The sequence below is a fragment of the Lentzea sp. CC55 genome, from assembly GCF_021056325.1.
GTDB lineage: Bacteria > Actinomycetota > Actinomycetes > Mycobacteriales > Pseudonocardiaceae > Lentzea > Lentzea jiangxiensis.
Genome location: NZ_JAJCXE010000009.1, coordinates 37,512 through 49,247, shown reverse-complemented (window position 1 = coordinate 49,247; position 11,736 = coordinate 37,512). Strand labels below are relative to the sequence as shown.

9 protein-coding genes and 1 pseudogene are annotated in these 11,736 nt (G+C 69.9%); 2 read left to right on the top strand and 8 right to left on the bottom strand.

The features are described from left to right. Positions 1-264: 264 nt before the first annotated feature. Positions 265-639 (top strand): annotated as a pseudogene (locus tag L6E10_RS06720) (DedA family protein); the annotation flags it as partial. Between the two features lie 56 nt (positions 640-695). On the opposite strand, the gene L6E10_RS06715 reads toward L6E10_RS06720, so the two are convergent. The 6 genes from L6E10_RS06715 to L6E10_RS06690 form a co-directional block, all read right to left on the bottom strand. Next, positions 696-1,289: a TetR/AcrR family transcriptional regulator gene (locus tag L6E10_RS06715; protein WP_236217848.1), complete on the bottom strand. Its 594-nt coding sequence runs from the start codon at positions 1,287-1,289 to the stop codon at positions 696-698. 80 nt (positions 1,290-1,369) lie between these two features. Then, on the bottom strand, positions 1,370-2,476 hold the full coding sequence (locus L6E10_RS06710; RefSeq protein ID WP_236217846.1) for an ABC transporter ATP-binding protein: 1,107 nt from the start codon (positions 2,474-2,476) through the stop codon (positions 1,370-1,372). Continuing rightward, positions 2,473-3,471 carry an ABC transporter ATP-binding protein gene (locus L6E10_RS06705; RefSeq protein ID WP_236217844.1) on the bottom strand — a complete coding sequence of 333 codons (999 nt, stop codon included), beginning with the start codon at positions 3,469-3,471 and terminating at the stop codon, positions 2,473-2,475. Before L6E10_RS06705 ends, L6E10_RS06710 begins: the two co-directional genes overlap by 4 nt. 6 nt (positions 3,472-3,477) lie before the next feature. Next, complete coding sequence (locus tag L6E10_RS06700) at positions 3,478-4,401, bottom strand: ABC transporter permease (RefSeq protein ID WP_236217842.1); 924 nt, start codon at positions 4,399-4,401, stop codon at positions 3,478-3,480. Positions 4,402-4,406: 5 nt separating this feature from the next. Then, complete coding sequence (locus L6E10_RS06695) at positions 4,407-5,411, bottom strand: ABC transporter permease (protein ID WP_090097650.1); 1,005 nt, start codon at positions 5,409-5,411, stop codon at positions 4,407-4,409. Between the two features lie 45 nt (positions 5,412-5,456). Further along, on the bottom strand, positions 5,457-7,136 hold the full coding sequence (locus L6E10_RS06690; protein ID WP_236217840.1) for an ABC transporter substrate-binding protein: 1,680 nt from the start codon (positions 7,134-7,136) through the stop codon (positions 5,457-5,459). A gap of 216 nt (positions 7,137-7,352) precedes the next feature. On the opposite strand from L6E10_RS06690, the gene L6E10_RS06685 reads away from it, so the two are divergent. After that, positions 7,353-10,631 (top strand): BTAD domain-containing putative transcriptional regulator, encoded by a 3,279-nt coding sequence (locus L6E10_RS06685; protein ID WP_236217838.1) that lies wholly within the window; start codon positions 7,353-7,355, stop codon positions 10,629-10,631. On the opposite strand, the gene L6E10_RS06680 is transcribed toward L6E10_RS06685, so the two are convergent. Then, the gene (locus L6E10_RS06680; protein WP_236217836.1) at positions 10,607-11,128 is read right to left on the bottom strand and encodes an AAA family ATPase; all 522 of its coding nucleotides are present in this window, start codon (positions 11,126-11,128) and stop codon (positions 10,607-10,609) included. The two genes, L6E10_RS06685 and L6E10_RS06680, sit on opposite strands and share 25 nt — an antisense overlap. After that, positions 11,125-11,733 (bottom strand): recombination mediator RecR, encoded by a 609-nt coding sequence (gene recR / locus L6E10_RS06675; RefSeq protein ID WP_090097787.1) that lies wholly within the window; start codon positions 11,731-11,733, stop codon positions 11,125-11,127. Before recR ends, L6E10_RS06680 begins: the two co-directional genes overlap by 4 nt. Between the last annotated feature and the right edge of the window lie 3 nt (positions 11,734-11,736).

Here is an 11,736-nt window from a genome sequence, read left to right as displayed (position 1 = left end):
GAGTTCGGACGCTAACGGCGCCCGAACGAGCAGGTCAACGACGGGGGTCGAACCCGGGCGACGGCACCGCGGCGTGGATGGCCTGGATCACACCTGGCAGGCGGCACGACAGGAGGCGTGGACGCGTTCGGAACCGCGGTGCGGTCGTGCCCTTTCGGACAGCGACCAGGGCCGTTCGGCGGAGCCGGGGCGTGCCACCTGTGGACGCGCTGAAGAAACGGCCTGGTCGGGATTGTTCATCTGGCTCACGTACGTTCACCGGTCATGAGCACCACAGCCACCAGCCTCGTCGTGCTGTTCCTGGTCGCCGTGGTGCCCCTGGCGCCCACGGAGGCAGTGCTCATCGGCGCCGGCGTCCTCGCCGCCTCCGGCGAGGTCCCGCTGTACCTCGTGGTGCTCGTCGCCGCGGCCGGGTGCCTGGTCGCGGACATGATCAACTTCACCGCCGGCCGCCGCATGGGCATGCGCGCCCTCGACAGGGTGAACCGGAACGCCAGGGCGCGGGCCATGGTCGTGTGGACGGCCGACCAGCTCGGCTCCAAGGGCGAGACGATCCTCGTCGCGGCGAGGTTCCTGCCCGCGGGCGGCATCGTCGGGGCGCTGCTCGCCGGAGCGCTCAGGTGGCCGTTGCGCCGGTTCCTGCCCGTCGCGGCGATCGGCTCGGCGCTGTGGAGCCTCTACCCCGCGACCGTGGGCTACATCGGCGGCCAGATCGTCGACGAGGCGTGGCTCGCGATGCTGTTGTCGTTCGGCGTGGCCACGCTCCTCTCCATCCCGGTCGGCATGGCGATCCGTGCGCGCAACGCCAACCGCACCCTCTCGTACGCCGAGGCGTCGTCGTAGAGCACCGCGAACCGGTCCGCGGCCGTCAGCAGGGCGTCCACCTCGAACGCCATCTGGGCGTCGCCGCAGAGCCGTTCCAGCAGTGAGGTCCAGCGCAGGGTGAACAGCACCAGCGCGTCCCGCACGCGCCCCTGCCTGGCGGCGAACTCCGACCGGGTCACGACGAAGAAGCAGCCTCCGGGGAACACCCGGCGCTTCGAGTAGTCGAGCCAGCGCTCGCTCAGGTCGAGCAGGGAGCCCCCGGCCGCCACCACCTCGCGCGCGAAGATCTCGGCGGCCTTGTGGACCGTCGAGAGCTGCAGCTCCTCCTTGGCGCCGAAGTGCGAGAACACCCCGCTCTTGCTCATGCCGAGCTCGACCGCGAGCCGTCCGATCGTGACGCCCTCCAGGCCGTCGACGGAGGCGATCTCGGCCGCTCTCAGCAGGATCGAGCCACGACTGTCCATCCAGCGAGGACAGCGGAGGTCCCTGGAGAAACGAACGGGGCCACCTCGAAGTGAGGTGGCCCCGGCCGGACGAGCGGGTGCTACGGGTTGAGCGCCTCGGTGACGGACGCCGGACCCACGAGCGGCACGTCGGGCGACAGGCCGTCGCCCTCCTCCACCAGGACCGGCTTCACCTCGTGCGGCTGGATCTCGCCGGAGCGGATCTGCTCCGCCCAGTGGCACGCCACCTTGTGACCGGGCTTGAGCTCGCGCAGCGCCGGCCGTTCGGTGTCGCACTTCGTGGCCTGCCGCCACGGGCACCGGGTGTGGAACCGGCAGCCGGTCGGCGGGTTCGCGGGCGACGGGAGGTCACCCGCGAGCAGGATCCGCTCGCGCCGGTCCTCGACCTGCGGGTCGGGCACCGGGATCGCCGACAGCAGCGCCCGCGTGTACGGGTGCAGCGGCTCGTCGTAGAGGTCCTCGGAGGTGGCCTCCTCGACCAGCCCGCCGAGGTACATCACGCCGACCCGGTCGGAGATGTGCTTCACGACCGCGAGGTCGTGCGCGATCACCAGGTAGGTCAGGCCGAACTTCTCCTGGAGCTCCTCCAGCAGGTTCACGACCTGCGCCTGCACCGACACGTCGAGCGCGGACACCGGCTCGTCCGCGACGATCAGGTCCGGGTTGAGCGCCAGGGCGCGGGCGATGCCGATGCGCTGCCGCTGACCGCCCGAGAACTCGTGCGGGTACTTGCGCAGCGCGGTGGACGGCAGGCCGACGGCGGCCAGCAGCTCGCGCAGCCGCTTCGCCGTGGACTCCTTGCCCTCGTCCAGGTCGTGCGCCCGCAGGCCCTCGACCAGGATGGACTCGACGGACTGGCGCGGGTCGAGCGACGACAGCGGGTCCTGGAACACCATCTGGATCCGGCGCCGCATCTTGCGCAGCTCCTCGCCCTTCAGGGTCGAGAAGTCCTGCCCGTCGAAGATCATCTTGCCGTCGGTCGGCTCGTTGAGCCGCAGCATCGCCCGCCCGAGGGTGGACTTGCCGCAGCCGGACTCGCCGACCAGCCCGTACGTCTCGCCACGCTTGATCTCGAGGTCGACGCCGTCGACCGCGTAGACGTGGCCGACGGTGCGGTCGAAGAACACGCCCCGCTTGATCGGGAAGTGCACCTTCATGTCCTGGACGGAAACCAGGGTCTCGCTCATACCTGCACCTCCTCGGCGGCGGGAGTTCCCGGCACCACCGGGTTGTGGCAGCGCAGCAGGCGGCCCAGCTTGTCGACCTCCGCGGGCGTCTCCGCACGGCAGACGTCCAGCGCGTTCGGGCACCTCGGGGCGAACGCGCAGGCGCTCGTCCACGGGATGTTGTCCGCGACGGAACCGCGGATGGGCGTGAGCTTCTCGCCGCGCGGGGCGTCGAGACGCGGGATGGACGCGAGCAGGCCGTGCGTGTACGGGTGGCGCGGCTCGGCGAAGAGCTTGTGCCGCATGGCCTTCTCGACCACCTTGCCGCCGTACAGCACGTTCACCTCGTCGCACAGGCCCGCGACGACACCCAGGTCGTGGGTGATCATCACGAGCGCGGTGCCGAGGTCCTGCACCAGTTCCTTCATGAGCGAGAGGATCTGGGCCTGGATGGTCACGTCCAGCGCCGTCGTCGGCTCGTCCGCGATCAGCAGCTTCGGCCGGCACGCCAGCGCGATCGCGATGAGCGCGCGCTGCCGCATGCCGCCGGAGAGCTGGTGCGGGTACTCCTTGAGCCGCCGGTTCGGGTCCGGGATGCCGACCTTGTCGAGCAGGTCCTTCGCCTCGATCATGGCCTCCTTGCGGGGCATGCCGCGGTGCCGTTCCAGCACCTCGGTGACCTGCAGGCCGATCGGGACGACGGGGTTGAGCGACGACAGCGGGTCCTGGAAGACCATGCCGAGGTCGCGGCCGCGGCGGTCGCGCATCTCCCTGTCGGACAGCTTCAGCAGGTCCGTGCCGTCGTAGGTGACGGTGCCGCTGATCTTGGCGCCGCGCTTGGGCAGCAGACCCATGATCGCGAGCGACGTCACCGACTTGCCGCAGCCCGACTCGCCGACGAGGCCGACCGTCTGGCCGGGCTCGACGTCGAAGCTGACGCCGTCGACGGCGTGGAACGGCTCCTCGCCCTTGCGCTGGAACACGACGGTGAGGTCACGTACTTCGAGCAGTGCCACGACGACTCACCGCCTGTTCTTCGGGTCGAGGGCTTCGCGCAGCGTCTCGCCCATGAGGGTGAAACCGAGCGCGACGATGATGATGCAGATCGCGGGCCACGCGGCGAGGTGCGGGTGCGTGTCGAAGACGTTCTGCACGTCACCGAGCATCTGCCCCCACTCCGGCAGCCGGTCGTCCGGGTTGCCGAGGCCGAGGAACGACAGCGCGGCCGCCTCGATGATCGCGGTGGCCAGCACGAGCGTCGACTGCACGATCACCGGGCTGAGCGAGTTCGGCAGCATGTGCCGGAACACGATCGCGCCCTTCTTCACGCCCAGGGCGGTCGCCGCCAGCACGTGGTCGCTGTGCCGTTGCGCGAGCATCGAGCCCCTGAGCAACCGCGCGAACACCGGGATCTGCACGATCGCGACCGCCAGGATCACGGTGAACTGGCTGGGCCGCGCGAACATCGCCGCGATCGAGAACGCGAGCAGCAGCGACGGCAGCGAGAGCATGACGTCGACGATGCGCATGACGATCGAGTCGACCCAGCCGCCGAGCGCGCCCGCGAGCGTGCCGAGGATCAGGCCACCGGTCAGGCCGATGATCGTCGCGCCGACACCCACGATGAGCGTCTGCTGGGAACCGACGAGCAGGCGCGAGAAGAAGTCGCGGCCCTGCAGGTCACCACCGAGCAGGTGGCCCGGCTGGGGCGGCGGGATCTCGTTGCGCGCCTTCACGACCTGGTCGATCAGCATCGGCACGGACGGGTCCTGCGGCGCGAGCCACGGCGACAGCAGCGACAGCACGATGAAGATGCCGATGATCACCGCGCCGGTGAGGAACACCGGGCTGCGGCGGAGCCTCTTCCACGCGCTCGCCGCGAGCGAGACGCCCGCGGACTCGGCGAGGCCGTCGATCTTTTCCTTCTTGGAAACTCCGAGTGCCACCGGGCTCACCTCGTCCTGATGCGCGGGTCGATGAGCGCGTACGAGAGGTCGACCAGCAGGTTCACGACGACGTAGACGATCGTGGCCATGATGATCAACAGCAGCAGCACCGGGTAGTCACGCCGTTCGAACCCGATGGCGAGCGCCTGGCCGACACCGGCGAAGGAGAACACCTTCTCGGTGAGCACCGCGCCGGACAGCAGCGCACCGGTCTGCAGGCCGATCGTCGTGACGACCGGCAGCATCGCGTTGCGCAGCACGTGCCGGCGGCGGATCACCGGTGCGGTGAGGCCCTTGGACTCGGCGGTGCGCACGAAGTCCTCGTCGAGCACGTCCAGCACCGCGGCGCGGGTGATCCGGAAGATCACCGCGAACGGGATGGTGGCGAGCGCGATCGCCGGCAGGATCAGGTGTTCCAGCGCGTTGATCGTCGCGTCGATCTCGCCGGTGATCAGGCCGTCGAGGGTGAAGAACCCGGTGACGCGGGTGGCGTCGATGGCGTCCTGGCGGCCCTGCGAGGGCAGGCCGAGCGCCGACGACGCCACGTCCTTGAGCAGGTAGGCCAGGAAGAACACCGGCACCGCGACACCGATCAGCGAACCGATGACGCTGAGGTTGTCGAACCAGCCGCCGCGGCGCTTCGCGGCGAGGTACCCGAGCGGGACGCCGACCGCGATCGCGATCAGGATCGCGAAGAAGCTGAGCTCGATCGTCGCGGGGAACCGCTGGAGGAAGATGTCGAGCGCCGAGTCACCGGGTTGGACACCGGTGGAGACGCCGAAGTCACCGGTCGCCGCGCGACCGAGGAACTTGAAGTACTGGACGAAGATCGGCTGATCGAGGCCGAGCTGCTTGGTGAGGGCTTCGCGCGACTCCGGCGTAGCGCGTTCTCCCAGGAGGGCCGAAACCGGCCCTCCTGGGAGAAGTCGCAACCACGCGAAGAGCAACATCGAGAGCACCAGCACCACGCCGATCAGCTGGACCAGCCGTCGAATGGTGTAGCGGAGCACTTTGAGCTACCCCGTTGTTCTCTTGTGGTGGGAGCTGGTTCGAGCTCAGCCCTTCGAGGCCGGGCCGAACCTCTCGTCGGTCAGCGGGCTCGGGACGACACCCTTGATGTCCGACTTCAACACCAGAGCGGGCGGGGAGTGCGAGATCGGGATCGCGGGGAGGTACTCCTCCATGATCCGCTTGTTGACGTCCTCGTAGAGCTTGGTGCGCTTGGCCTCGTCCGGCTCGGAGTTGGCCTTGGCCAGGTCGTCCTTCAGGGTGTTGCCCCACGCCGACACACCGGTGTTGAAGCGGTTGTCGGTGCGGCCGAAGAACGTGCCGACCCAGTTGTGCGCGGTGCCGTTGTCACCGGTCCAGCCGAGCAGGAACAGGTCCGGGATGCCCTGGTCGACGTCGGTCAGGTAACCGCCGTTCCACGGCTTGGTGACGACCTCGAGCTTGATGCCGGCGGCCTGCAGGTCACCGGACATCGCGCCGAACAGGTCCTTCGGGGACGGCATGTACGGACGCGTGACCTCGGACGGCCAGTAGAACTTCAGCGTCAGGTCGGAGGCACCGGCCTCGGCCAGCAGCGACTTGGCCTTGTTGACGTCGTAGCCGATGGCCTTGATGTCCTTGTTGTAGCCGTTGACGGTGTCCGGCATGAACTGCGTCGCGACCTTGGCGCCCTCGGGCAGCTGCGACTTGACGAGCTGCTCGCGGTTGATCGCGTACATCAGGGCCTGGCGGACCTTGAGGTCGGCGAGCTTCGGGTTGTTCTTCTGGTTGATGCCCAGGTAGAACACGTTGAACGCCGGGCGGATCGCGACGTTGAAGCCGTCCTGCTTCAGGCCCGCCCAGTCGGCGGCGTTCGGCAGGTCGTACCCGTCGATGTCGCCGGCCTTGAGCGCCTGCTTGCGGGCGGTCTCGTCCGGGATGATCTTGAAGACGATCTTGTCCAGCTTGGCCTTGGTGCCGTGGTAGGCGTCGTTGCGCACGAGCTCCACGGTGTTGTTGGCCTTGTCGTACTTGCCGAACTTGAACGGGCCCGTGCCGGTCGGGTGCTCGTTCGCGTACGCCGGGTAGGTGAACGCGTCACCGGCGGCCTGGACGTTGTCCGCGTCGTACTTCTTCAGCGCCTCGGGGCTGGAGATGGAGAACGACGTGAAGCCGAGGACCGACGGGAACTGCGAGGTGACCTCGTTCAGCTCGATGACCGCGGTCTTCGGGTCCTTGGCGGTGCAGGACTTGTACAGCGAGGGCTTGTCCGGCGTGGTCGCGAACCCGCCGAAGTTGTCCAGCCAGTACTGCGAGACGGCGTCGGACTGGCCGGCGCCCTTCTGGTTGTACCAGCGGTTGAAGTTGAAGCAGACGGCCTCGGAGTTGAAGTCCGTGCCGTCGTGGAACTTCACGCCCTCCTTGAGGGTGAACGTCCACGTCTTGCCGTCCGCGGAGGGCTCGTACTTCGTGGCGAGCGCGGGCTCGACCTCGGCGGTACCCGGCTTGAAGCCGACCAGGCCCTCGAACATCTGGCGGGAGACCCGGAAGGTCTCGCCGTCAGTCGCGTAGAACGGGTCGAAGAGCTTCGGCGCGCCGGCGGCGCCGAAGGTCAGCGTGCCGCCTTCCTTGCCGCCGCCGCCTGAGTCGCGCTGGGATTGCGCGCAACCGGACAGGGCGAGCGCGCTGACGCTGAGGAAGCCGATCGCGGCAACCCAACGGCGGCGAGCCGTTACTGAGTGGACCATCAAACACCCCTTGGACAATCCGCACATCTCACGGTGTGGTCGCCGACCATAACCGTTGTAGATACCCCGTCCGGGGTTACTCAGGTCACGATCCGGCCACTAGACCAGGCATTCTGATACGTCCGGCGCACGGCCGCTGACCCAACGTGAGCACGGCAGATGGGTCGGACGCTCTCCTAGGCTGTAGAAACGACAACGACACGCGGAGGAGGTCGTATGGGCAAGCAGGTCGAGTTCCGCGTGCTCGGCCCCCTCCAGGTCCTCCTCGACTCCGACCCGTTGCTGGTCAGGGCCGGTCGGCAGCGCGCGCTGCTGGCGTCGTTGCTGCTGCGCGTCGGCACCTCGGTGTCCGTGGACGAGCTCGCCGGCAACGTGTGGGGAGACGATCCGCCCGCTCGGGCGCGCGCGACCCTCCAGACGTACGTGATGAGGCTCCGGCAGCTGCTCGGACCGTCCGTGCCGATCAGGACCGTGCCCGACGGCTACCTGATCGACGTCGACGAGAAGACCATCGACCTGATGCGCTTCGAGCCGCTGATCGACCAGGGCGAACAGGAGCGCGCCGCCGGGAACCTGCAGGCCGCGTCGGCCGCGTTCACCGCCGCGCTGGGGCTCTGGCGAGGCCCGGCGCTGGTCGACGTGCCGTCGGAGGTCCTGCACCGCGACGAGGTGCCGAGGCTCGACGAACGCCGCCTGCACGTGCTCGAACGCCGCGTCGAGGTCGACCTGGAGCTCGGCCGGCACGGCGAGCTCGTCGCGGAGCTGTCCCGGCTGACGAGCGACCACCCGTTGCGCGAGCGGTTCTGGGCGCAGCTGATGGTGGCGCTGTACCGCTCGGGCCGCCAGAGCGAGGCGCTGGCCGCCTACCAGCGCGTTTCCCGGCTCCTGGGCGACGAGCTGGGCATCGACCCCGGCGACGAGCTGCGGCGCGTGCACAGCCAGGTGCTGTCCGGCTCGATCGGCGCGGTGACCACGGCGGTCTCGGGTGTGCCGGTCGCCGCGAAGCCCGAACGGGTGGTCCCGTCGCAGCTCCCGGCGGACATCCCGGACTTCGTGGGCCGCGACGAGGCCGTGTCGCTGATCGTGGCGCTGCTGCGGACCGCGCAGGGTGTGCCGGTTGTCACACTGGCCGGGCCTCCGGGCGTGGGCAAGACGGCGCTGGCCGTGCACGCGGCGCACCGGATGCGCGCGGACTTCCCGGACGGCCAGCTCTACGTCAACCTGCGCGGCTACGCCCCCGGCCCGCCGCTCAGCGCCGTCGACGTGCTGCCGCGGTTCCTCCGCGCGCTCGGCACCGAGCCCGACCAGGTGCCGCTGGACCAGGACGAGCAGGAGGCGATGTTCCGGTCCACGCTGACCGGCCAGCGCGTGCTGCTGCTGCTCGACAACGCGTCGTCCGCCGAGCAGATCCGGCCGCTGCTGCCGGGGTCGCCGGGGTGCGCGGTGCTGGTGACGTCGCGGGACACGTTGCGCGGCCTGGCCGTCTCGCACGCGGCGTCGAACGTGCGGCTCGACGTCCTCGACTGGCACGAGACGAAGTCACTCCTCGCAGGCATCCTGGGTGCGGACGAAGTCGCGTCCGAAGAGGACGCCGCGCTGGAGCTGGCGGCCCTGTGCGCCCATCTGCCATTGGCTTTGCGTATCGCAGCGGCCAACCTCGTGTCGCGCCCCGAACTGTCCATCGCGGACTACGTCGAGGAGCTGAGGGCGGGCAACAGGCTCGCCGCCCTGGCCGTCGAAGGCGACGAACGGGTGGCGGTGCACGCGGCGTTCGACCTCTCCTACACGGCGCTGAAGCCGGAGCTCGCGCAGATGTTCCGGGTGCTGTCGCTGGTTCCCGGCACGGACTTCACGCCCGAGATGGCGGCCGCCCTGTCCGGTCTGACCACGCAGGACGCCCGCCGGCGCCTCGACCGCCTGGCCACCGCGAACCTGATCTCGAACCACGCGCCGTCGCGCTACCAGTTCCACGACCTGCTGCGCGACTACGCGGCCGAGCGCCTGGCGTTCGAGGAGGGCCGCGCCGACTCGCTGCTCGCGTTGCGGCGGCTGTTCGACTGGGCGGTGCGGTCGGTCGACAACGCCACGGCGGCGATGAAGTCGACGCTCTTCCGGTTCCCGCGCCCCGCACCGCTGGACGGCGTGGTGCCGCGGACGTTCAGCACCAGCACCGAGGCCCTGGCCTGGCTCGACTGCGAGCGCGCCAACCTCGTCGCCCTGGTCGCCCACTGCGTCGAGCGCGACCCGGAGAACTCGCCGTGGCAGCTGGCCGACGCCCTGCGCGGCTACTTCTACACGCAGGGCCTCACCGCGGAGTGGCGTGAGACGGCCAAGGCGGGCCTGCTCGGCGCCCGCGCGCCCCGCGACGAGCTCGGCCAGCTCGCGATGCAGTCGTCGCTCGGCACGCTGTACTGGGTGACCGGCCGGCACCGCAACGCGCTGGGCCACTACCAGCAGGCCATCGCGTTGCAGGAGAGCATCGACCTGCCGGAGGCCGAGGCGGCCGTGCTGTCGAACGCGGGCAGCGTCCACATCGACCTGGGCGAGCTGGAGCAGGCCGCCGACCACCTCGAACGCGCCCTGGTGATCGCCCGCCGGGTCGGTGCGCTGCAGGTGCTCGCGAACGCCCTGTTCAACCTCGGCGGCGTCTACATGCAGCTCGGCCAGCTCGACCGCGCCGCCGCGACGTTCGAGGAGGCACTGGAAGCCGGCACGCGCATCGACTCGTGGATCACGCAGGCGAACTCGATGCGTGCCCTCGGCGAGGTCTACGCGTCACGCGGTGAGCCGGAGCTGGGTGCGTCGTACTTCGTGCGCGCGAGCGAGCTGTACGAACGTGCGGCAGCCCGCAACTTCGGCCACACCATGCACGAGGGCATGGCCATCACGCTGATCATGCGCGGCCGCTACGAGGAGGCGGCCGTCGAAGCGTCCGCCGCCATGCGGATCGCGCAGGACCTGGAGAACGTGAAGAGCGTCTGCGACGCCCGGAACCTGCTCGGCCGCGCCTTGGAGGGCGCCGGCCGCCACGAGGAGGCCCTGGAGCAGTTCTCGTCGGCGCTCACCATCGCGGTCGAGACCGGCTACTCGTGGGGCATCTGCTCGGCCCGCCGCGGCCTCGCGTCGACGTACCGCGCTCTCGGCCGTTACGAGGAAGCCCTGGCGACGGCCACCTCGGCGCTGGACGAGGCGGGCCGGTCGCAGTTCCGCCTGGCCGAGATGGAGGTGCTGCTCGTTCTCGGCCGCACCCACCTCGACACCTCGGACGTGTCCGCCGCCCTCGACTGCGCGCTGCGTGCCGCCGCGGCCGGATCCGACTCAGGCCACCGGTGGGTGTTCGGACGCGCCCTGCAGCTGGCCGGCGACGCCTCCTCCGCGCTGGGCGACTATGCCGCCGCCCGTGCGCACTGGTCCTCCGCGCTGGAGGTGTTCAGCGCGATCGGGACGCCCGAAGCCTCCGTCGTGCGGGCTCAGCTGCTCGACGTGACAACGTAGTCAGCCCTGGCCCTGGTCTCGTCGACCGCGAACCAGCCCCTTTCGTACTGCTGCCAGCGCACGAAGTGCTCGCGGTGCTCCTCGCCGTCACGGGCGACGGCCCGCTCCAGCCTCACCCGTCCGTCGGGGTGGTCGACGAAGATCGCGCAGCTCAGGCGGGTGTTCGCCTTCCTGGCCGAGGAGAACCCCTCCAGGATGACCGTCCCGTGTGGAGCGATCGTGACTTCGTCGCCTTCGCCGATGCACGGAAACCCTTGGGACCAGTCGGTTTTCCGGTAGCGGCCGGGTGAGCCGCTCGCCACGGCGTCGAGTGCCCGCCACAGCCGGGGCCACCACCGCGTCGTCGGGTCGTCCCACGTGGCGAAGTGGTCGGTGCTGATCAGCTGCGCGCCGATCTCCTCGGCGAGCTGCCTCGCGAACGTCGACTTGCCCGCGCCCGACGGGCCGTCCACCGCGACCAGGCGTGTGCCGCCCAGCCGCGGTGGGGCCGCTGTCACATGCTGCGGCGACCAGATAGCGCACGCCCCAGCGTGAGCTCGTCGGCGAACTCCAGGTCGCCGCCCATCGGCAGCCCGCTGGCGAGCCGCGTGACGGTGAGCCCCGGGAAGTCCCTGAGCATCCGGACCAGGTAGGTGGCCGTCGCCTCGCCCTCGGTGTTCGGGTCCGTGGCGATGATGACCTCGGAGATGTCGACCCCGTCGGTCGCCGTGCCGATCCGGTTGAGCAGCTGCCGGATGCGCAACTGGTCGGGCCCGATCCCGCTCAACGGGTCGAGCGCGCCACCCAGGACGTGGTAGCGCCCCCGGAACTCCCTGGTCCGCTCGATCGCCTGGACGTCCTTCGGCTCCTCGACCACGCAGACCAGGCTCAGGTCCCGCTTGGGGTCCCGGCAGATCCGGCACCTCGTCTCGGCGGAGACGTTGCCGCAGACGTCGCAGAAGACCACGCCCTCCTTGACCTTCTGCAGCGCGTGCTGGAGCCGCTCGATGTCAGCGGGTTCCGTGGCGAGGAGGTGGAAGGCGATCCGCTGCGCGCTCTTCGGGCCGACGCCCGGGAGCCTGCCCAGCTCGTCGATCAGGTCCTGTACCGGGCCCTCGTACATGGT